Consider the following 21,075-nt stretch of genomic DNA (forward strand, 5'->3'; position numbering starts at 1 on the left):
TGGCTAGCTGGCTGGGCTAGACACTTTTCAAATCTGTAATACACGATTAAGTACAGGATCTATTCATGATTGACGATATTTTGCTGGAAGCAGAAGAGCGTATGGCGGCTTCTGTTGAGCACACACGCGAAGACCTCACCACTATTCGTACTGGTCGGGCGAACCCATCCATGTTTAACGGTCTGGTTGCGGAGTACTACGGTGCTCCCACCCCAATTACGCAGATGGCGACGGTTTCGGTTCCGGAGCCTCGTATGCTGCTGATTAAGCCTTATGAGCAGTCCATGATCGGTGAGATTGAAAATGCCATCCGGAATTCTGATCTGGGGGTTAACCCCACCAATGATGGTCATGTCTTGCGGGTCACTATCCCACAGCTCACTGAAGAACGTCGTAAAGACATGGTGAAGCTTGCTCGCTCCAAGGGCGAGGATGGCAAGATCGCTATCCGTAATGTGCGCCGTAAAGCGATGGAGCAGCTTAAGAAACTACAAAAAGACGGAGACAGCGGCGAAGACGAAGTTAAGGCTGCTGAAGCAGAGATGGAAAAAGTTACTGCGAAATACGTCGAGTCAATCGACGACGTCGTAAACAACAAGGAATCCGAATTGATGGAAGTTTAAACTACCTCCTCAATTCTGCTTACGTCGCACTGTGAGCGCGGTTTACTCGCAGTGCGACGTCTTTCTACAACGAGCAAGTAATTCCCAGGTACCTAGGCGGGAAGCGAGAAGATACCTACAACGGTGTTTCCGCCTGCTGTGCCATGCATTCCGCAACAATAGCCTTGAGGAGGGGTATGAAAGAATCTAGATCTACTTGGTCACTACGTGGCCATCTTCCATACCCTAAAAACGATGCTGGCCGTGATCTTAGGGTCGCGATCCTGGTTGGTGTGCTGCTGGGAGCGCTAGTAATCGGTGCGCTATTGATCGGTCCGGTTGCTTGGTACCCAGTGGTCTCGGTCGGAGTGGCCGTCGCAATGTGGGAAGTATTGTCCCGACTGCGTGAGAATTCCTATAGCCTGCCGTTTTATCAAATGATATTCATGGGCCAGGCGATGGTATGGCTTTCCTGGCCATTTGAGCTCACAGGATTGGTAACGGCTTTTGTCGCGTCCGTTCTCATTTTGATGTTCGGGCGGTTGTTCCATAACGGTCGGCATTCTGCTCCGCAGAATTACTTGCGGGATATGTCCGTCGGCGTTTTCGTGCTGATGTGGATCCCATTGTTTGCCTCGTTCGCGGCTATGCTCTCGCATTTGTCTACCCCTTGGGCGTCGGGGAGTGCTTCGATCGCAACTTTCATGTTGTGTGTCGTTGCTTCTGACGTCGGTGGTTATGCTGCTGGCGTAATGTTTGGCGCACACCCGATGGCTCCTGCAGTGAGTCCAAAGAAGTCTTGGGAGGGCTTCGCAGGCTCAGTTCTATTTGGCATTACCACGGGCGCATTAACTGTACATTTCTTATTACATGATGACTGGCGAATCGGCATCGTCTTAGGGCTGGGGCTGGTCATCTGTGCCACTCTCGGTGATCTTGTGGAGTCGCAATTCAAACGCGAATTTGGCATCAAAGACATGTCTGCGATACTTCCTGCCCATGGTGGGGTCATGGATCGAATTGACGGCATGTTGCCCGCTGCTATGGCAACGTGGCTATTGATCAACGCACTGGTGCAATATAGTTCATAGTGATTTGTTCCTGCCCGCCGAACAAGGCAGTATGGTCGTCATGCCACAACCTGTAAAACTCGATTTTTCCTCCCCGAAGCGGGGCCTTCCGCCGAAGCATTTTGCGGATTTGAGTGACGAACAGCGCATTGCTGCGTTGGCCGAGTTGGGGCTACCAAAATTCCGGGCTAACCAGATTGCTCGTCATTATTACGAGCGTTATGAAGCAGATCCATCGACGATGACAGATCTCCCGGCCGATGCCCGTGACAAAGTTGCCGAAGCGTTGTTCCCACAACTGATGACGCACCTGTATTCCAAGGAAACAGATGACGGCCACACATCAAAGTCGTTGTGGCGCTTGCACGACGGGACACTGCTGGAATCGGTGGTGATGCGTTATCCGAATCGCGCTACGCTTTGCATATCTTCGCAAGCGGGCTGCGGTATGAACTGTCCGTTTTGTGCAACTGGCCAAGGCGGATTGGATCGAAACCTTTCAGTTGCAGAAATGACAGAGCAGGTCCGCCATGCGGCTAAAACCTTGGCCGCCGAAGGTTCTCGTTTGTCGAATATCGTATTCATGGGGATGGGGGAGCCTCTGGCGAACTATAAACGTGTTAAGGAAACTGTTGCCCAAATTATTGCTCCCGGCCCCAAGGGGTTTGGGATTTCTGCACGCAACGTGACGGTTTCCACTGTGGGGTTGGCTCCGGCTATTCGCAAGCTTGCCGACGAACAAATGAACGTTACGCTCGCAGTATCTTTGCATACCCCAGACGATGAATTCCGTGACACCTTAGTACCAGTAAATAATCGTTGGTCCGTGGAAGAAGTGCTTGCTGCGGCGAAGTATTATGTGGAGAAAACTTCGCGTCGCGTATCAATTGAATATGCCTTAATCCGCGATAAGAATGACCAGGACTGGCGGGCGGATTTACTTGGCGAGAAATTGTGGAATGCTTTGGGCACCAAGGTGCACGTGAACGTTATTCCACTGAATCCAACTCCGGGATCGGAATGGGATGCCTCGCCAAAAGATAGGCAAGACGAGTTTGTTCGCAGAGTTTCTCAGTGGGTGCCGTGTACTGTTCGTGATACTAAGGGGCAAGAAATCGCGGCGGCTTGTGGTCAGTTGGCTGCTGAAGAAGAAGCTGGTAGGAAAATGGAGGCCGAGGCCCGCGCTTAGAAAGCCTTCGCTTAGCTTTTTGTGTGAGTTTTGATTCCCCTCGATTTATGACCCCAGACAGACTAATAGCCACCCCAGTTTCGGGGTGGCTATTAGTCTGATACGGCAATTTGCTGGCCGGCATACTGTAGCTGGCCGTGGAAATCAGGCCGGGAAGGTGCTTAGCCTTCGATCGCTTCGTTGCGCTGGCCGGCACGCAGCTGAGCAACACGAGCAGGGTCGATGTTCATAGAGCGCAACTGGGAATCAGTCAGGTCAGCATAGACACCGGTCAAAGTTGCCTGTTGATAGGCCCATTCTGGTTCTTTGTGGTTTTCACCCTTGTTTCGGCCAGTAATGGTGCGTACTTGCGATAGCTTTGGCTCAAACAGGTGAATGAGCAGGCCGACTGCGATCAAGATCGCGAAGAGGAATAAGTAAATGGTCTCGACATGGCCTTCGTGGTTGCCGAAGTTCAAGCCCAAGAGCCACAGAACGGAAAGCCAGCCAGTTACCTGGATGGTGGTGCGCTTAACGGCGCTGTAACCCCAGGCAGCCGAGGGAACATCGAGGGTAGATACACCATTATGTACCTGCGGTGCGGGTTCATGGGAAGCCACAGCGGATACTCCTTCACATCAACGTCAGTTAAAACCTGTGTACGGCACACCGCCGAGGAGAACCCGGAGAACTCACTGTGGCGGTAGTTACCGAACCTAAAATATAGCTGCCATTATTCTCGCATATCGGCGGGCATAAAGCGATTAATGTCGCTAGACGATAAAGTAACGGCTGTGAATCTCGCACAACTAGACCACCAGTCTTCGTCCCGGAAATCTGCATCCCCCCGCACTGTTCTAGTAGTGGGCTCGACAGGTTCGATTGGCACGCAAGCTCTGGAATTGATCGCTGACAACCCAGACAAGTTCCAGTTAGTTGGCCTTGCGGCAGGAGGCTCGCGCATAGAGCTTTTTTGTCAGCAGGCACGAGATTTTTCGATTCCCGCAGATTGCCTCGCCATCGCTGATAACGATGTTGCGAGAAAAGTTTCCCAGGAGCTCGGCGCAAACATCATGGGAGGTCCAGATGCTGCTGCTGCATTGTGTGCAGCCACGCAGGCTGATGTCGTACTCAATGCCATGGATGGCTCGCGAGGGTTGCCGGTTACTCTTGCGGCTCTCGAAGCGGGCTCGACGTTGGCGTTGGCGAATAAAGAATCATTGGTAGCTGGCGGTCGATGGGTGCTCGAAAAAGCTAAGGAGGGTCAGATTGTCCCCGTTGATTCCGAGCATTCTGCCATGGCACAAGCTCTGCGCTCTGGTCGTCGTGAAGAGGTCTCGCGTTTGGTACTAACAGCTTCTGGAGGGCCCTTTCGCGGTTGGAACCGTAGCCGTATGTGGGAGGTGACTCCGCAACAAGCGGCAGCACACCCAACCTGGTCGATGGGGCAGATGAATACGCTTAATTCGGCCACTTTGGTAAATAAAGGCCTGGAACTGATTGAGGCTAGTTATTTATTCGATTTCCCTGCTAGCAGTATCGATGTGGTTGTGCATCCGCAGTCGATTGTGCATTCTGCAGCGACCTTTTATGATGGCTCGACGCTCGCACAGGCCTCACCGCCTTCAATGAAGCTGCCCATAGCACTCGCTTTAGCTTGGCCCGACCGGGTGCCACATGCGCAACCGTCTTTGAACTGGCAGGATGCACAGTCTTGGGATTTTCTGCCCGTGGATAATGAGGCGTTTCCCGCTTTAAATTTGGCGCGTACTGCTCTAGCCACCGACGGAATGCCGGCCGTATTCAACGCGGCTAATGAAGAAGCCGCCGGGGCATTTTTGCGCGAGCAAATCCATTTTCCGCAGATTGTTGGCCTCGTTGGAGCGGTGATGGATATTTTTGCAGGAAGACCAGGGCCACTTGCTAGCAGTTTGGATGATGTTTATGAACTCGAAACTGCAGCCCGGCGTATCGCCCGTGAGCATATTGCAGCGCTGCACTAGTGGCTCGGCAGTAGAGATCTAGAACATATCCGTCTGAATTAGCGTGCAGTTGAGGTAGAGTTTTCGCGATGGCTTTTATTCTTGGCATTTTCTTGTTTGCGCTGGGCATTGCGGTCACTATTGCCTTGCATGAAGCAGGACATATGGTTTCTGCCCGGGCATTTGGGATGCGCGTGCGTCGTTTCTACGTTGGGTTTGGCCCTTCGGTGTTCTCTTTTACTAAGGGACATACGCGGTACGGCCTGGCAGCACTGCCTCTTGGCGGTTTTTGCGATATCGCGGGCATGACCGCGATGGATGAGATGACCGAGGACGAAAAACCCCACGCCATGTATTCCAAGCCAGCTTGGCAACGAATCGTGGTCTTGGCAGCCGGTCCGTTCGTCAATATTGTGCTCGGTTTGCTGATCTTATTCTTAGTTGCTGCTAGTGCTGGGCTGCCAGATCCGCACGCTGATGTTCGCGCCACCGTTGGTGAGGTTACGTGCTCTGCAGACCAAAAAGCGCCCACCCAGTCTGATGCGCCTGCTGAGCTAGAAAATTGCACAGGGCAGGGAGCTGGCGGTCAGGCCGGGGTGCAGTCCGGAGATATTATCACCGGTTTTAACGGCGAAAAGCTTGATAATTTCATGCAGTTCCGCGATGAGGTGCAATCCCGGCCAGGGGAAACCATCACGCTGGATATCGAGCGTAACGGCCGTGAACTACAGTTGGATGTAAAACTAGATTCGGTGGTGCGTTATGACGCCGAGGGGCAACCACGAACCGTGGGATCGGTAGGTTTAGCAAGTGCTCCTTTGGACGTGCATCGGGATTACAGCGTTGCCGGGGCAATTCCAGCTAGTTTTGAATATTCCTGGTTTATGTTGCAAGCGACGGTTGAGGGCATCATTGCGTTCCCAAGCAAGATCCCCGCAGTCGCCGCTTCTATATTCGGGGCCGAACGGGAGCAGGATAGCCCAATAAGTGTGGTAGGTGCCTCGCGTGCGGGTGGTGAGCTCGTCGAGCGTGAATTATGGCCAATGTTTTGGATGATGCTGGCAACACTTAATTTTTTTCTCGCACTGTTTAACATGATTCCATTACCGCCTTTCGATGGCGGTCACATTGCGGTAGTGCTGTGGGAAAAGATCCGCAACCTGCTTCGCCGACTACGGGGACAAGAACCTGGCGGCCCAGCAAACTACGAGAAATTGCTGCCGTTGACGTACGGCATGGCTGCGATGCTGTTGACGGTGGGCGTCATCGTAATTATCGCGGATATCGTGAATCCAATCGCACTGTTTTAGCAATGGGTAGCACCAGCAGGCAGTGCTAGAATATTGCCAGCACATTCGCAATTTGCAAGGAGAGTACATGCCAACTCCGATTGGACTCGGAATGCCGGAAGGTCCGCCGCCAACTCTGGCTCCGCGGCGGAAAACACGTCAGATTATGGTCGGTGATGTGGGAGTCGGATCGGATTATCCGGTTTCTGTGCAGTCGATGACGACAACGAAAACCCACGATATTAACGCTACGCTGCAGCAGATTGCCCAGCTTACGGCGACGGGCTGCGATATCGTCCGGGTTGCGTGCCCGAAGCCTGTCGATGCTGAAGCTTTGCCGGCGATTGCTAAGAAGTCTCCGATTCCGGTCATTGCGGATATTCACTTCCAGCCGAAATACATTTTCCAGGCCATTGATGCTGGTTGCGCTGCGGTGCGCGTTAATCCCGGCAATATTAAAGAATTCGATGGCCGCGTGAAAGAAGTCGCCAAGGCGGCAGGCGATGCGGGCATTCCCATCCGTATCGGCGTCAATGGTGGCTCACTGGATAAGCGGTTGTTGGAGAAATACGGCAAAGCCACCCCAGAGGCCCTGGTCGAATCCGCCATTTGGGAGGCTTCTCTGTTTGAAGAGCACGGTTTCGGGGACATTGCCATTTCGGTGAAGCACTCCGATCCGGTGCTCATGGTGGAGGCTTACCGTCAATTAGCTGCAAAAACGGATTACCCCTTGCATTTAGGTGTGACCGAAGCTGGTCCGTTGATGATGGGAACCATTAAATCCTCGGTTGCCTTTGGTGCTCTGCTATCACAGGGAATTGGCGATACAATTCGCGTTTCTTTGTCTGCGGACCCGGTGGAAGAGATCAAGGTCGGTGAACAGATCCTGCAGGCAATGAACCTGAAGGAACGCAAATTGGAGATCGTCTCGTGCCCGTCCTGTGGTCGTGCCCAAGTGAATGTCTACAAATTGGCGGAAGAAGTTACTGAAGGCCTCGATGGTTTGGAATTCCCGTTGCGGGTGGCCGTGATGGGATGCGTCGTTAATGGCCCTGGCGAGGCCCGCGATGCAGACCTTGGTGTGGCATCCGGCAACGGAAAAGGCCAGATTTTTGTGAAGGGGCAAGTCGTCAAAACCGTCCCAGAATCGCAGATCGTAGAAACGCTGATTGAGCAGGCAAACATCATCGCTGAGGAGCAAGGTTTGGAAGCGCAAGAAGGCGCAAAGGCTGATGTGCGCGTCACTTCCTAAAACCATGCCTTTGGCGTGTTAGTCTTCTCGCTATGAAAAAGACGGTTGCGCTGCTGGTTTCTGCCGTTATTAGCGGCTCTACGCTGGTGGCGTGTACCCCGAAGCCTGCCTCTGCAGATCCAGTCGCCCAAGATTTTTTGGATGCGATGGCTGAGCGTGATGCGGAGGCTTTATCTGAGGTAATCGATAATCCTCAGAGTGCTGTGCAAGCAATCGATGAAACTTTCACCGGCTTGCAAGCAGAAGGCTTAACCACAACGCTTGCCGACGTTGACGTCAACGACTCCATCGCAACTGCACGTTATTCCATGCATTGGAATCTTCCGCGTGATCGCGAATTGGTTTATGAAACAGAGATGACGCTGACTAAGGCCTCCGATGAGTGGACGGTCCGTTATAAGCCCACTATTATTCACCCGGATCTTGGAGCTAACCAGCACTTGGAACTCCGCGCAGTAGAGGCAGCTCGTGCCAGCGTGGTTTCGTCAGACGGGGTGGAGCTCCTATCGCCGGGAGTATCGCACCGGTTGTTGGTTGATGCTGCGCAGCTGGAAGATCCGCGTGCGGCTGCAGCGCGCATCGCTAGCGCAGTCAATGCTGCTAGTGGGCGTGATACGACGATATCGCCCTTAGATGCCGGAGAACTAGCGTCATCATTAGAAAGCATCGACGGGATCTATTCGGTGGGGGTGTATTCTGCTGATGCAGGCCCAACGATTGTCGACGATCTTTCTGATATTCCCGGAGTTCGATTGAACGAAGAACCCGCGATGGTTCCTCTGGAAAAAGACTTTGCTCCGGACATTATGTCGCGCGTGACTCGCATCGTCGGCGATGACCTGGAAGGTGCGAACGGTTGGAAAGTTAGTGTGGTTAATCCCCACGGTGCTGCGCTTTCCGACGTGAGCGTGCATGAAGCAGATCCGGCCCCGGCACTAAAAATCGCGATCGATTACAACGTCCAGCGGGCTGCACAAGATGCCGTTGCTCTGCGGCAGGACAAACAGACAATGTTGGTTGCCATGAGGCCATCGACTGGTGAAATTCTTGCAGTCGCTCAAACGCCAGCAGCGGATAAAGACGGCGATATTGCGCTTAATGGGCATTACCCGCCTGGTTCTGTGTTCAAGATTATTACCGCGGCAGCCGGGATCGAGCATCAAGGGCTTAACCCACAAAACTCCGTGGGCTGTCCTGGAGTAATGAATATTCAGGGCCGTACCGTGGTCAACTACAACCAATTTTCGCTAGGCACAGTCCCGTTGCAGCGCGCATTCGCGGCATCGTGTAACACGACCTTTGCTGAGATGTCGACGAACCTTGCGCCGGGTGAATTGGAACAGACTGGCAAGAAATTTGGCCTGGGAATTGATTACGATATTCCGGGATTGCTGACCATCACTGGGGAAATCCCGGAAGGAGAAACTGCGTTTGAACGTACGGAAGCCGGTTATGGCCAGGGCCTGGATCTAGCTAGCCCATTCGGCTTTGCTTTGGTGTCGTCGACGGTGGCTGCGGGGTATCGTCCTGTGCCGACGCTGATCGAAGGGCACGAAACTAAACCGAGTGAAGAACTTCCTGGTCCTTCCCCGGCAGCCATTGATGGTTTGCGCTCGATGATGCGGGAAGTCGTTGTTTCGGGAACTGCTGCGGGTATGCAAGCCGGTGGCACGATTCACGGAAAGACTGGTGAAGCGGAATATTCCGGGGGTTCGCATGCTTGGTTTACCGGGTTCCGGGACGACGACATTGCCTTCGCGACGCTGATCGTTGACGGGGGAGGTTCGACAACGGCGGTCAATGTCTCTGACCGTTTCTTCCAACGTCTTGATGAACTCCGGGCAGGGACGGGTGCTTACGCGGAACCTGGTCCGCTTGAAGAATAATGAAACGAGGTAAAGCACAGCGGTCTGTGATCTGCGTTTTGCTTAATTCATGTCAGGCAGTGAATCTATAGACATCCCGGCAGCAACAACCGACCCTAGGCCGTCTGAGACAGCAAATAACGCCCCGGCCTTGGATAGAAGGATGTGCAGCGTTGGACTGGGTTGTGTCTTGTCACTCGGAATCGTGGCGTTGCTGCTGGTGCCTGGTTCACCAAGAAAGCTACCTAGCTACTACCATGGGGAGTCATGACTCAACGTGGAAAGCTCTCCCCAGGCAAGCCAACTCCTCTCCGTATTGTTCCGGATAACATCGAGCGCCCAGAATACGTATGGAAGGACACCGTCCAAGAAAATATCGGTGAGCCGTTCATTCAAAAACCAGAAACCATTGAGGCTATGCGCGAATCTTGCGAGATTGCGGCGAACGCACTCGAAGAAGCAGGCCGTGCCGTAGCCCCGGGTGTGACCACCGATGAACTTGACCGCATTGCTCATGAATACATGTGTGACCATGGCGCTTATCCGTCGACCCTTGGCTATATGAGTTACCCGAAATCCTGCTGTACTTCACTCAATGAGATCGTCTGCCACGGGATCCCGGATACCACCGTGATTCAGGAAGGTGACATCGTCAATATCGACGTCACCGCATACAAAAACGGCGTCCATGGCGATACCAATCGTACGTTTTTGGCTGGTGAGGTATCAGAAGAACACCGGTTGCTCGTAGAACGCACGGAAGAAGCCATGATGCGCGCGATTAAGGTGGCGAAGCCAGGCAGGGAAGTCAATGTCATTGGACGTGTGATTGAATCCTATGCTAACCGTTTCGGCTACAACGTGGTGCGTGATTTCACGGGTCACGGCGTTGGGCCGACTTTCCACAATGGTCTGGTCGTCTTACACTACGATTCTGACCACTACCGGGATGTCCTAGAGCCGGGCATGACGTTGACTATTGAGCCAATGATCAACCTGGGATCGCTAGATTATGACGTTTGGGATGATGATTGGACTATCCAAAACTCTGATGGCAAATTCACAGCTCAATTTGAGCACACAATCGTCATCACTGACGACGGTAACGAGATTCTGACAAAGCCGACCATTTAAAACCGGCCTTTTAAAGAATCAGCTAATGGCGCTGCCGACTGTGCTTGCAACGTCGGCAGCGCCTTGATTTTGCTCAGGAATATATTGAAAATTCCAGCCTAGAATTCTAGGCCGAGGAGCGCGTTTTCCGTGAGTTCTGGCAGCGCTGGGTGAATCCAGTACTGCTTGGTTGCTACATCACGCACGTCTTGGTCAAAGGCCATCACCTGTACCATTTGTTGGATCAGAGTGGATGCTTGCGCACCGAAGTAGTGCGCTCCGAGTAGTCGCCCGGTTTTGCGATCAGCAATCAGTTTGCATATGCCTTGTGAATCATTCATGGCCCAGCCATAAGCGACGTCACCGTAGTTTTGTACCTTCACGGTGATATCGAAACCAGCCTCTTTGGCTTCGTCCTCGGTCATGCCGACGGTGGCGATCTGCGGATGCGTGAAAATCGCTGATGGCACGTGGTCGTGCGGCATCGGGCGCAGATCTTCTGGGTGCAGCATATTGTGCTTGAGGGCTCGGGTTTCTGCATTAGCGACGTGCTTCAGCATGTACGGCGAGGATACATCGCCGAGTGCCCAGACTCCATCTGCAGTCGTGCGGCCGTAGTCGTCGACTTTCACACGTCCGTCTTCGCGCATTTCGATGCCCGCGGTATCCAGATGCATTTGATCGCCGTTAGGCACGCGTCCGGTGGCGACCAGCAGGGCATCTGCTTCCTGGGTGCTTCCGTCGTCGTAGGTTACGCGGACACCATGATCGGTATTTTCCACATCCGTGATGTTCAAGCCAAAGCGAACATCGACGGCATCAGTCATCGCCTTGTTGAAGCGGGACTTGATGTCGTGATCCAAGTGTTTCAGTAACTCTTGGCCGCGAACTGCAACAGTGACGTTCGTGCCCAGACCGTGGAAGACATGTGCGAATTCCATAGCGATAAATCCGGCACCAACAATAATCATCGATTCTGGTTGCTTGTCCAAACGCATGATGTCTTCGTTGGTATAGAACTGTGCACCAGATTCGGCGATTGGCCTTGGAATCATTGGACGGGAGCCAGTAGCAATCACGATTTCATCGCCGGTAACGATGCAATCAGAACCATCAGCACCGGCACCTGTCACGGTAAGCGATTTTGGTCCGTTAAAAGCTGCATGGCCGGCGTAAACGTCAATATTTGGGCATTCGTTGCCACGGCGATATTCTTCGCCGCCCTGCGCGATGAGGTCAATCCGGTTGGCGAATACGCGTTCCACGATGGAATTCCAATCAACTTTGGTGATTTCACCGTGGATGCCCAGGTCTTGTGATGTGCGTGCTGCTAATGCGATATCCGCAGCGTAGACATACATTTTCGTTGGAATACATCCGACGTTTAGGCAGGTTCCGCCGAATCGACCCTTTTCGATAATCGCGATTGATTTATGTGCAAAATTCTCGTCTGGAATCGAATTTGCTGAGCCGGTACCGATGATCACCAGGTCATAATGCTTGGAGTGCTTAGGCTGTGCAGAATTATTCGTTGCGGATGATGTCATTGAAGATTCTATGCTCATTAGTTTGCGATTGCTCCGTTTCGGTGTAGCCACTTCAGGGTAGTCTCGAATGCTTGTTCACGCACAGACAGGCGGGAAAGAAATACATCGTGCATTGCTCCTTGTATAGGGGCAAGCGTGACGTCTGGCGCCAAGTGTGGCGTCCATGTCCACATGTGTTCAACGGCCAAGATGATATCGGCCTGGTGAGCTTTATCCATGGTGGAAGTTCCTACCGCTGATTGTGCTGACGACAATGTCAACACCGGAACTCCGGTATTTATTTCATCGCGGTGGATGCGGCCTTGTGCTTTGATGATTGCGCGGATCCAGCCCATATGCTTTTCGAAGCTGTGCAATGGCTTAAATCTTAAATCAATGTCCCATTCGCCGTCGTAGTTTTTGTGCAGTGAGCGACCATACAAGTCCATGACACCACCTGGAAACGGGAGACCAGGAAACATCTTGCCGACGCCTGCCAGCACTGGGCGCGCGATTTTTGCCAAAATATCGGCGACTGGTAGCTCCATCCAGGGGCTATTCAGAACCAAGGCAGCACAATGTGCATGCAGCTGTGGTTTTTCCCGACGTAGGTAGTCAAGCCAGAGTGGCGCGATTAATCCGCCAGTCGAGTGGGCTAATGGGATGATTCGTTTGTTCGGCGCCTGGTTGTGTGCTTGTGCGATAAGTTCGGCTGCTGCATCAAGCTCTTCGTAGTACTCTGCGACATTCAGGCAGTGGTGTGGTGTTTGGTCTGCGCGCAGAGAGCGACCGCATTTACGTAAATCAAGCGCGTAGAAGGCGAATCCGTGCTCGTGGAAGTAGTGTGCCACGTGCTGGTGAAAAAAGTAATCAGTGAGCCCATGAATCCATAAGATTGCCGGCCGGCTCGCCCAATCGTCGGCAAGGGGTTCAGAAGCAGGCACAGCGGTATCCCGCTCGTGCGCGGCGGGGTGATGGGGCCCTGGGTAACGCACGAGTGTCGCATAAGCCGTGGTGTTTTCTGTTGGCTCGATTCCGAAATTAAAAGTGAACTGCTCGAACGGGGCTCCGAGCAGGCTGTCGGTCTCCCAAGAGTTATGCATGGCAACAGTCTAGGTGCAAGGTTTGCTTTCGTGTTAGGTACAGGCGTGGAGCGGGCAGTGTTTGTTGCGCAAGGAAATCCGTTTTGTGCTGCAGAAAATGATGCAGGGGATAAACATGCCACAGTTATTCGCGTATTAGCTCACACGGGGCGTATGGTAAAAGGCGAGTAAATTTTCGCTGTGCGTATCGCGAAGCGCTCAACTTTTCGGGCGTAGCCGTTTGCGCGTGGCGGAAGTGGTGCAATCGAATACGAAGAGGTAGTCAGGTGTCCAAAAACCCAAACCCGAAACCCACCGATGATGTAGACATTGTTCTTGTCGGCGGAGGAATCATGAGCGCCACGCTCGGTGCCATGCTCCGTGAACTGGAACCTAGTTGGTCACAAATGGTTATTGAGCGTCTGGATGCTCCGGCCATGGAATCTTCGTCGCCGTGGAATAACGCGGGCACTGGTCACTCCGCACTTTGCGAACTGAATTACACCCCAGAAAAGAACGGCACCATTGACCTGTCTAAGGCTGTGGGGGTGAACGAGAAATTTCAGATTTCTCGTCAATTCTGGGCGCACCAGCTTAATAACGGAATCTTGTCGGATCCCAAGGAATTTATTAACAAAGTTCCACACGTGTCTTTTGGTAAGGGAACCGACCAGGTTGGCTATATCGAGCGCCGGTTTGCAGCACTGCGCGGTAACCACATGTTCCCAGACATGAAGTTCACCGACGACCGTGATGAATTTGCGGAGAAGCTGCCTGTGATGGCGAGCGGCCGGAATGACAACGAAAAAGTTGCGATCTCTTGGACGGACAAAGGCACTGACATCAACTTTGGTGCCTTGACCAAGCAGTTCTTTACCGCAGCGAAGGCCGCTGGCACTGAAATGCGCTATGGGCACGAGGTTAAAAAACTCCATAAGGACGGAAACAAGTGGAAAGTAACCGTCAAAAATCTACACACTGGCGATACCAGTGTAGTGAAAGCCAACTTCGTGTTCGTGGGTGCTGGTGGTTACGCACTCGACCTGTTGCGTAAAGCAGGTTTGTCTGAGGTACATGGCTACGCGGGCTTCCCGGTCTCTGGTCTGTGGCTACGCTCGACGAACCCAGAGCTGATCGAAAATCACTACGCCAAGGTCTATGGGCAAGCCATGACCAAAAATGCCCCGCCAATGTCGGTTCCGCACTTGGACACCCGCGTGATCGACGGCAAGAAGGGCCTGATGTTTGGTCCGTACGGTGGTTGGTCGCCGAAGTTCCTAAAGAAGGGCTCTTATCTGGATCTGTTCAAGTCGATCCGCCCAGATAATATCCCTTCTTACCTGGGAGTTTCGGTTCAAGAATTTAACTTGACCAAGTACCTGATCACGGAGGTGATGCAGGACTTTGATAAGCGGATGGAAAACTTGCGTAATTACGTCCCAGACGCAAAGAACGAGGACTGGGAGATCGTTACGGCCGGCCAGCGCGTGCAGGTTATTAAGCCAGCAGCTCCACCGCGTTTCGGATCCTTGGAATTTGGTACTGCTCTGATTAACAACACTGAGGGATCGATCGCCGGCCTGCTTGGTGCATCCCCAGGAGCTTCTATCGCGCCTGCCGCAATGCTAGAGCTGTTGGAACGTTGCTTCGGCGAGAAGATGATTGAGTGGGCAGACAAGATTTATGAAATGATTCCGTCCTACGGAACGAAGCTGTTCAAGGATGAGAAGATGTACCACGAATTGTGGGAGTTCACGCAGAAGACCCTGAAGCTGGAAGACTAGGGCAAAGAAAACAAGCTGGAAAGCAGAATCATTCGAGCAACTCCAGCGGGCAGTCTTGCCCGAGGTGGTTGATGGCATGAAGGGCTCGCACCTAATGGTGCGAGCCCTTCATCTTCTGAAAACCTGTGTGGCCTAAGTACCGCAGAAGGTTTGATACGTTGCGCTGAATTCTCGGGGCGCTGGCTTCAGGAATTCCGGTGGATGCTTCTTGCCGAATGGATGCGTTACGGCGTGGAGTAGCTGGTGGAAGGGCTCCAGATCGCCATCGGTCGCCGAGCTTAGCGCGTCTTCCACCAGATGGTTGCGCGGAATAATCATCGGATGTAATCGTGCGAGTGCATGGGGGCTAGGCGCGTGATTGAGCCAGCGAGCAATCCATTCCCGAGCTGGTGCCGTATCACCAAGCTGGCGAGCGAGCACGTTAACCGGCGATCTTGCGGTGTCGACTCCGGGAGCCGCGATTGTGTGCCTATCCCTGACTGCCGCGTCTACTAGAGCCCGGTGTGCCGAGGTTAAGTCTGGGTTCGCTTTGCCGATTAATTCGTAGAATTCGTCGGCAAGCTTGGCGTTATCTTCGCTGTATTCCACGCCGATTGCACGGCACCGCTCGGAATTGTGTGCCTTACGCCAACGTTCTTGAAATGTATTCATGGTTTGTTGTGCGAAGCCCACTGCCTCGTCTGGATCAGCGGCAAAGGTTGGCAACATCGCTTCGGCTAATCGGGCAAAGTTCCATCCGATGATGTGTGGTTGATTGTGGTAGCGGTATCGGCCACTGTGATCAATGGAAGAAAACACTGCATGCTCGTTAAATTCATCCATGAATGCGCAGGGGCCGTAATCGATAGTCTCGCCGGATAACGTGGTGTTATCGGTATTCAGCACGCCGTGGATGAAACCTAAGCGCATCCATTGTGCGACGGTGGCTAATTGTGCATCGAGGGCGTGGTGAAAAACTTCGCGGGCATCAGCGGCGTCCGGGTAGTGACGATTACGGGTGTATTCTGCGAGTTTGCACACAAGCTCTTCGCCGCCGGTTAGTTGCGCGTATTGAAAGCTGCCTATGCGGATATGTGAGTTTGCAACGCGCACCAACAATGCGCCCGGGACTACGCGTTCGCGAGCAATTGCTCTGCCGGTAGAAATTACCGCCAACGAACGAGTCGTCGGTACACCTAGTGCGTGCATAGCTTCCGAGACCAAGTATTCGCGCAGCATTGGCCCGAATGCGCCCCATCCGTCACCGCCGCGAGAGAATGCCGTTGGTCCGGAGCCCTTAAGATGAATATCACGTAGTTTGCCCGCGCCATCTCTCACTTCTCCCAGCAGGAGGGCGCGCCCATCACCTAATCTGGGTGAGAACTGGCCAAACTGATGACCTGCATAGCCCATTGCTACCGGCTGTGCGCCTTCTGGCAGATGAGTCCCACATAAAAAGCCGATTCCTTCCGGGCTGCGCAACCAGCTTGGATCTAGCCCCAGCTCGTGGGCGAGCGGCTCATTGAGGCACACAATCTGAGGCGCTGGGGCCTTTGCAGCCCGCCAGTCGAGGCACAGATCTGGGAAATGATCAGCGAAGTCGTGTTGCAGATGCTGCAATGTTTATTTAATTCCTAATTGGGTTGCAATACGACCAGCAACAGCCAAGTCTAACCAAGGCATACCGGTGGTCTTAAAGACAATCGGGGATTCGCGGTGCAATGACTTGTCACCGGTGATGATGTCGCGCAGGGTGACTGCGTGGGAGAGGTCCGCACCTTCTTGTAATGCACGAGCGGCATCACCGCCGTACTGCAGAGTGACATCGCCACCTTCCAAGATGATCTGGGCTTTTTCCATGAAATTGGTGGTCAACTCGCGGTCGTTGGGGTTTCCGGCACCTAAAGCAACGACCAGTGCATCGCTGCGGACTTCGTCGATATCCAGGTAGGCCTCGTGTGCAGAGGTGGAGCACACCACGACCTCGGCTTCCTTGGTAGCTTTTTTCGCTTCTTCGGAACCAATCTCTACCCAGTTGTCCAGGTCGCCCGGATTGTTACGGGAAATGAAAGTATAGCTCGGGTTGCGCTGCCCAAAATTATCGTCGATGGCTTCCTTATGCGCTCGTGCCTGCACGCCGGAGCCGAAGATGGCGACCTTGAGGTCTTCATCCCGGGCCTCAATAAAATCTTTGAAAGCGGCCATCGTTACGGCCGGGGTTCGTAGGTTGGTCAGTTCCGCACCATCAATAGAGAACAACGGACCGTAGGTGGTGTTGGAAAACAGTACGTAGGTGCCTTGTACAGTGTCGCGGCCGCGGGATGGGTTGATGTGGGCGACCGTGATCAGCTTGGCCCCGAAATAATCCGGGTTGATCGCTGGCAGGAGGAGGAATTTCGCATTATCTTCCTTGTCGACGACCGCGCGGGTTTTATCGAAATCATCGGCAGGGTCGAATCCATCCAGAATCGTTTGCCTTAGGGCATCAGCCGCGTTTTTTGGACTCATTAATTCGCGCAGTTTTTCTGCGCCGATGTGGAAGAAATCTTGGGTCATGAACGAATCTCCTTGCTATATGGACACGGTGCTATATGGACACGGTTTGCCCCGAGCTGCTTGGCTTCGCTGCCACCAAAGTGGAGGCTCCCAAAGTGTAGCAGGGGTCACGTTCATTCAGTCTAGTGGGAAAAACGGTCGGCGGGTTGTAATTCGTTCAACAAGTTTTTGTTCCACAATTTATTGTGCAGCGCCTTAGTGCGTAGAGGAAACTACCAGCGTGAGCTCGTGGCAATTCTGCTTGTCGACGGGGCCTTCAACGTGCATACCGGCGACCCGCGCGATATCTGCTATTTCGTCTGCTGAGCCCGGTCTTGCACCCGCAGCTGCCGCCAGAGCTAAGACTCTAGCTAGCTCCCCCTTGTAATGTTTGTTAAAGTGCGAAACTACTTTCCGCGAACCATCTTCACGCAGGGTTTCTACTCTTACCGTAACCGCGGGGACACGGCCGAGTTGTTGGTAGGTGCCAGAGCGCAAGTCCACTATGAGCTCATCTCGTTGTTTTAACGCCGTGGAAATAGCCGAGCCCCAACGCTTCTTCATCGTGGGGGTGTCATCGCCGCTACGTCGCGGTAGCTTGCTGCTGCCGGAAAGGCGGTAGTAAGGAATCGGATCACTAGAGGACACAACACCAAAAAGTGCAGAGCCGATTGCAAGCGAATCTAGGGCAGCATCTGGAAGAGTTCCCGGATCCAAGGCGTCGTAAAGCACACCGGTGTAACGCAAAATTGCTGGCATAGTTGGGGCTTGGTCAAGCTGCTGGTTGGCTTCTAGTTCCGGCCGCATTTTTTCTGAAACTCCAAGGACCGCAAACGCTTCTTCTATGGGTAATGCGCCGAGGTCTTGTGCGATATCTCGTCGGACCTCGTGCAAGCTCGGGAACGATAAGTTGGGCAAAGTGTCCCAGTTCAGTGGGGCGCCATCGCCGCCAAACGCTTTGGTTTCAGAAGGAGGAAGAACTATCAGCATGCCCCCATACTAGGCAGTAGTAACAGAATGTAAGCTAAGGGCCATGATCACACGTATGTCCACACTGTTTTTACGCACTTTGCGTGAAGACCCTGCAGATGCCGAGTTTGTTTCCCACAAGCTGCTTGTGCGTGCCGGCTATATTCGACGAGTCGCTCCAGGAATCTACACCTGGCTACCGTTGGGATTAAAAGCACTACGCAGGTTGGAAAGTATCGTGCGGGAAGAAATGGACGCGATCGGTGGCCAAGAATTGCTGTTTCCTGCATTGCTACCGCGTGAGCCTTATGATGCTACCAACCGTTGGCGGGAATATGGCGACAACTTATTCCGCCTACAGGACCGTAAGAATGCCGACTTGCTTCTGGGCCCTACCCACGAAGAAATGTTTGCCACCGCAGTTAAAGACATGTTCGGCTCCTACAAGGATTTTCCGGTAACTCTGTACCAAATCCAAACCAAATATCGGGATGAGGAACGCCCGCGTGCGGGAATTTTGCGGGGCCGGGAATTTCTCATGAAGGATTCTTATTCCTTTGACCTCACCGATGAGGGGCTCGACGCTGCTTATCAGCGCCATCGCGACGCGTATCAGCGTATTTTCGATCGGGTGGGCATCGACTATGCCATTTGCCAAGCTACTTCCGGAGCCATGGGGGGTTCGGCTTCAGAAGAGTTCTTGGCAATTTCCCCGAGCGGTGAGGATACGTTTGTCAGTGCGGGCGATTACACGGCAAACGTAGAGGCCGTAACCACCCAACCTTGCGCAGAATCTGATCCTCTGGCCCGTCCAGCTGCGGAAGAACATGAGACCCCGGATGCTGAGACCATCGATGCTTTGGTGGAGTGGGCAAATAAGCAAGGAATCCGCATTGCCGAGCACGAGGTCACTGCTGCTGATACGTTGAAGACGGTGTTGGTGAAAATTCAGCAGCCAGCGCCCGTGGCTACTGACGCTTCTCATGTTTCTGATGCTGGTGACACTGATGGCACGCCGGGAGAACCAGAGTCCGAGTTGGTTGGCCTGTTAATTCCGGGTGATCGTGGGGTGGATATGAAGCGCTTGGAGGCCACTCTGGAACCAGCAACGGCAGAGCTGGCAGATGCCAAAGACTTTGCTGCACACGGCTTGGTCCGCGGTTACCTTGGCCCACGCGGGTTAGCAAGCGCGGGAATCCGCATATTGGCGGATCCGCGCGTGGTGCGTGGTACCAGCTGGATTGCCGGGGCTGATAAGAAAGACCACCATGTGGTGGGCTTGGTGGCTGGACGTGATTTTGAAGTCTCGGAAACTATCGAAGCCGCGGAAGTTAAGGATGGAGACATTGCACCGAATGGCGAAGTACTTAGTATTCAGCGAGGCATTGAGCTAGGACATATTTTCCAGCTTGGTCGCAAATACACCGAAGCGTTTAAAGCCACTATCCTCGATGAAAATGGCAAGCAAGTGGTGCCTACCATGGGCTCATACGGAATTGGTGTTTCCCGCATGTTGGCAGTGCTGGCGGAGCAAAACCACGATGATAAAGGCTTGATCTGGCCTGCCGCTGCAGCGCCGTACCAGGTACATGTGACGGTGGCTGCAAAGGGCGAGGAGGCGCAGCAGGCCGGCGATCGGTTGGTCACCAGCCTGTCTGACCACGGAATGGACGTTCTTTACGATGATCGCCCGAAAGTCAGCCCTGGCGTGCGCTTTAAAGATGCCGAGTTGTTAGGAATGCCGTTAATCGCCGTCGTCGGGCGCGCATATGCCGAAGGAAAAATCGAATTGCGTATTCGCGGCGGCGAAACCTTGCAAGTGACTGAGGAAGAAATCGTCGCCAAGATCATTGAGCTGCTCGGGCATGACCGTCAAGTTCAGCCAATGGTTTAAAAGCTTCACTGGGAGCGGCGTTTAATAATGCCGACTTTCCCAGCGACGCCAACCTTCCCAGCTATAGCAGCTAAACGTTGATAGTGCCGCGGATGATCGGGGCAACTTTTCCGCCAACCCAGATTTCGGAATCAATCTTGATATCAATCTCACCGTTGAATCCGATGCGTGAACCCTGCTTCGCGCGGTAGCGCTTCGGAACAGCGTTTTTTGCCTGTAGAAACTGCGCGATGGCTGCATTGGCAGATCCTGTTACAGGGTCTTCGTGCGAGCCGTGCACCGCGCGCACCTCGAGAATGGCGTCGCCTTCCGAGGCATCGCCGGAATCAGCAACGAATTCTTCATCTATTGCGCCAACGATCGGTTGCGCGTGTTGGTGGGTGACGGATTCTTCGAAACCAAAAATTGCCATGTTCACGTCACCGTGGGTGCGGGCCTTGATGCGGCGTACCGCGTCGGCGTTCTTCAGCTGGATCAACGCCCAGCCTGGTCCGTTGTCGCCCCAGGAGTGGTCGATAATGTCGTAATGGGAGATTCCCAGGGCGCGCACGATGGTTCCAATAGTGTTGTCATCAAGTGGCCCGGTGCGCCGCAATTCGGGGGCAGCGAAGTACCACTTGCCAGCCTCTTCGCGCACGCAAACGGTGCCGGCTCGGCATTGCTGCGAGATTTCGGTTTTGTCGCTGCCGCCAAACTCTCGCCAAGCAAATGCTGCGCCGAGCGTTGGATGTCCAGCGAATGGTAGCTCCCGGTCAGGCGTGAAAATGCGTACCTGGTAATCTGCGTGTGCGTCATCGTCGGCGGCGCATAAAAAAGCGGTCTCAGAAAGCCCTGTCCACCTGGCTATGTCTTGCATTTGTTCGGCGCTAAGCTCATCGGCGTTGTTGACTACAGCCAAGGGGTTCCCGGTGAAAGCGCTAGTGTTAAATACATCTAATTGCAGAAAATCATGGGTACTCATGCCG

At 53.5% G+C, this 21,075-nt stretch carries 17 protein-coding genes; 10 read left to right on the plus strand and 7 right to left on the minus strand.

Features of this window, described 5'->3' with window-relative positions; all coding sequences use genetic code 11:
* Positions 1-65: 65 nt before the first annotated feature.
* The 3 genes from frr (at position 66) to rlmN (ending at position 2,861) form a co-directional block, all read left to right on the plus strand.
* Positions 66-623, plus strand: coding sequence for a ribosome recycling factor (frr, locus tag HMPREF1292_RS07025; RefSeq protein ID WP_021352681.1), 558 nt, complete (start codon positions 66-68; stop codon positions 621-623).
* A gap of 176 nt (positions 624-799) precedes the next feature.
* On the plus strand, positions 800-1,693 hold the full coding sequence (locus HMPREF1292_RS07030; RefSeq protein ID WP_021352680.1) for a phosphatidate cytidylyltransferase: 894 nt from the start codon (positions 800-802) through the stop codon (positions 1,691-1,693).
* 40 nt (positions 1,694-1,733) lie between these two features.
* Positions 1,734-2,861 (plus strand): 23S rRNA (adenine(2503)-C(2))-methyltransferase RlmN, encoded by a 1,128-nt coding sequence (rlmN, locus tag HMPREF1292_RS07035; protein WP_024272727.1) that lies wholly within the window; start codon positions 1,734-1,736, stop codon positions 2,859-2,861.
* 161 nt (positions 2,862-3,022) lie between these two features.
* Here rlmN and HMPREF1292_RS07040 read toward each other — a convergent pair whose 3' ends face one another.
* Positions 3,023-3,460: a DUF2631 domain-containing protein gene (locus tag HMPREF1292_RS07040; protein WP_021352678.1), complete on the minus strand. Its 438-nt coding sequence runs from the start codon at positions 3,458-3,460 to the stop codon at positions 3,023-3,025.
* Between the two features lie 174 nt (positions 3,461-3,634).
* Here HMPREF1292_RS07040 and dxr point away from each other — a divergent pair, with 174 nt between their 5' ends.
* From dxr to map, 5 genes are all read left to right on the plus strand, one after another.
* On the plus strand, positions 3,635-4,843 hold the full coding sequence (gene dxr, locus HMPREF1292_RS07045) for a 1-deoxy-D-xylulose-5-phosphate reductoisomerase (protein WP_051137461.1): 1,209 nt from the start codon (positions 3,635-3,637) through the stop codon (positions 4,841-4,843).
* Positions 4,844-4,911: 68 nt separating this feature from the next.
* Positions 4,912-6,132, plus strand: coding sequence for an RIP metalloprotease (locus HMPREF1292_RS07050; RefSeq protein ID WP_023019319.1), 1,221 nt, complete (start codon positions 4,912-4,914; stop codon positions 6,130-6,132).
* A 67-nt stretch (positions 6,133-6,199) separates the two neighbouring features.
* Positions 6,200-7,363 (plus strand): flavodoxin-dependent (E)-4-hydroxy-3-methylbut-2-enyl-diphosphate synthase, encoded by a 1,164-nt coding sequence (gene ispG / locus HMPREF1292_RS07055; RefSeq protein WP_021352674.1) that lies wholly within the window; start codon positions 6,200-6,202, stop codon positions 7,361-7,363.
* Positions 7,364-7,395: 32 nt separating this feature from the next.
* Positions 7,396-9,249: a penicillin-binding transpeptidase domain-containing protein gene (locus HMPREF1292_RS07060; RefSeq protein WP_023019320.1), complete on the plus strand. Its 1,854-nt coding sequence runs from the start codon at positions 7,396-7,398 to the stop codon at positions 9,247-9,249.
* A 246-nt stretch (positions 9,250-9,495) separates the two neighbouring features.
* The gene (gene map / locus HMPREF1292_RS07065) at positions 9,496-10,362 is read left to right on the plus strand and encodes a type I methionyl aminopeptidase (protein ID WP_021352672.1); all 867 of its coding nucleotides are present in this window, start codon (positions 9,496-9,498) and stop codon (positions 10,360-10,362) included.
* 98 nt (positions 10,363-10,460) lie between these two features.
* Here map and mtr read toward each other — a convergent pair whose 3' ends face one another.
* On the minus strand, positions 10,461-11,888 hold the full coding sequence (gene mtr / locus HMPREF1292_RS07070) for a mycothione reductase (protein WP_034646012.1): 1,428 nt from the start codon (positions 11,886-11,888) through the stop codon (positions 10,461-10,463).
* A gap of 17 nt (positions 11,889-11,905) precedes the next feature.
* Positions 11,906-12,970 carry an alpha/beta hydrolase gene (locus HMPREF1292_RS07075; protein WP_023019322.1) on the minus strand — a complete coding sequence of 355 codons (1,065 nt, stop codon included), beginning with the start codon at positions 12,968-12,970 and terminating at the stop codon, positions 11,906-11,908.
* A gap of 266 nt (positions 12,971-13,236) precedes the next feature.
* On the opposite strand from HMPREF1292_RS07075, the gene mqo reads away from it, so the two are divergent.
* Entirely contained in the window at positions 13,237-14,733 is a 1,497-nt protein-coding gene (gene mqo / locus HMPREF1292_RS07080) for a malate dehydrogenase (quinone) (RefSeq protein ID WP_034645198.1), read from the plus strand.
* Between the two features lie 132 nt (positions 14,734-14,865).
* On the opposite strand, the gene HMPREF1292_RS07085 is transcribed toward mqo, so the two are convergent.
* The 3 genes from HMPREF1292_RS07085 to yaaA form a co-directional block, all read right to left on the minus strand.
* On the minus strand, positions 14,866-16,332 hold the full coding sequence (locus tag HMPREF1292_RS07085) for a YdiU family protein (protein WP_023019324.1): 1,467 nt from the start codon (positions 16,330-16,332) through the stop codon (positions 14,866-14,868).
* A 3-nt stretch (positions 16,333-16,335) separates the two neighbouring features.
* Positions 16,336-17,268 (minus strand): hypothetical protein, encoded by a 933-nt coding sequence (locus HMPREF1292_RS07090; RefSeq protein ID WP_023019325.1) that lies wholly within the window; start codon positions 17,266-17,268, stop codon positions 16,336-16,338.
* A 195-nt stretch (positions 17,269-17,463) separates the two neighbouring features.
* Positions 17,464-18,237: a peroxide stress protein YaaA gene (yaaA, locus tag HMPREF1292_RS07095; RefSeq protein ID WP_023019326.1), complete on the minus strand. Its 774-nt coding sequence runs from the start codon at positions 18,235-18,237 to the stop codon at positions 17,464-17,466.
* 43 nt (positions 18,238-18,280) lie between these two features.
* On the opposite strand from yaaA, the gene HMPREF1292_RS07100 reads away from it, so the two are divergent.
* Positions 18,281-20,110 (plus strand): proline--tRNA ligase, encoded by a 1,830-nt coding sequence (locus HMPREF1292_RS07100; protein WP_034645200.1) that lies wholly within the window; start codon positions 18,281-18,283, stop codon positions 20,108-20,110.
* A 70-nt stretch (positions 20,111-20,180) separates the two neighbouring features.
* On the opposite strand, the gene HMPREF1292_RS07105 is transcribed toward HMPREF1292_RS07100, so the two are convergent.
* Positions 20,181-21,071 carry a PhzF family phenazine biosynthesis protein gene (locus tag HMPREF1292_RS07105; protein WP_023019328.1) on the minus strand — a complete coding sequence of 297 codons (891 nt, stop codon included), beginning with the start codon at positions 21,069-21,071 and terminating at the stop codon, positions 20,181-20,183.
* Between the last annotated feature and the right edge of the window lie 4 nt (positions 21,072-21,075).

This window comes from Corynebacterium sp. KPL1995 (genome assembly GCF_000477935.1).
Taxonomy (GTDB): Bacteria; Actinomycetota; Actinomycetes; order Mycobacteriales; family Mycobacteriaceae; genus Corynebacterium; species Corynebacterium pseudodiphtheriticum.

Bases quoted from the DNA above. Each gene is read 5' to 3' on its own strand.
- map (WP_021352672.1), top strand. From the start codon at position 9,496: ATGACTCAACGTGGAAAGCTCTCCCCAGGCAAGCCAACTCCTCTCCGT.
- HMPREF1292_RS07075 (WP_023019322.1), bottom strand. From the start codon at position 12,970: ATGCATAACTCTTGGGAGACCGACAGCCTGCTCGGAGCCCCGTTCGAG.
- frr (WP_021352681.1), top strand. From the start codon at position 66: ATGATTGACGATATTTTGCTGGAAGCAGAAGAGCGTATGGCGGCTTCT.
- mtr (WP_034646012.1), bottom strand. From the start codon at position 11,888: ATGACATCATCCGCAACGAATAATTCTGCACAGCCTAAGCACTCCAAG.
- ispG (WP_021352674.1), top strand. From the start codon at position 6,200: ATGCCAACTCCGATTGGACTCGGAATGCCGGAAGGTCCGCCGCCAACT.
- HMPREF1292_RS07100 (WP_034645200.1), top strand. From the start codon at position 18,281: ATGATCACACGTATGTCCACACTGTTTTTACGCACTTTGCGTGAAGAC.
- HMPREF1292_RS07030 (WP_021352680.1), top strand. From the start codon at position 800: ATGAAAGAATCTAGATCTACTTGGTCACTACGTGGCCATCTTCCATAC.
- HMPREF1292_RS07050 (WP_023019319.1), top strand. From the start codon at position 4,912: ATGGCTTTTATTCTTGGCATTTTCTTGTTTGCGCTGGGCATTGCGGTC.
- HMPREF1292_RS07105 (WP_023019328.1), bottom strand. From the start codon at position 21,071: ATGAGTACCCATGATTTTCTGCAATTAGATGTATTTAACACTAGCGCT.
- yaaA (WP_023019326.1), bottom strand. From the start codon at position 18,237: ATGCTGATAGTTCTTCCTCCTTCTGAAACCAAAGCGTTTGGCGGCGAT.
- HMPREF1292_RS07090 (WP_023019325.1), bottom strand. From the start codon at position 17,268: ATGACCCAAGATTTCTTCCACATCGGCGCAGAAAAACTGCGCGAATTA.
- rlmN (WP_024272727.1), top strand. From the start codon at position 1,734: ATGCCACAACCTGTAAAACTCGATTTTTCCTCCCCGAAGCGGGGCCTT.
- HMPREF1292_RS07060 (WP_023019320.1), top strand. From the start codon at position 7,396: ATGAAAAAGACGGTTGCGCTGCTGGTTTCTGCCGTTATTAGCGGCTCT.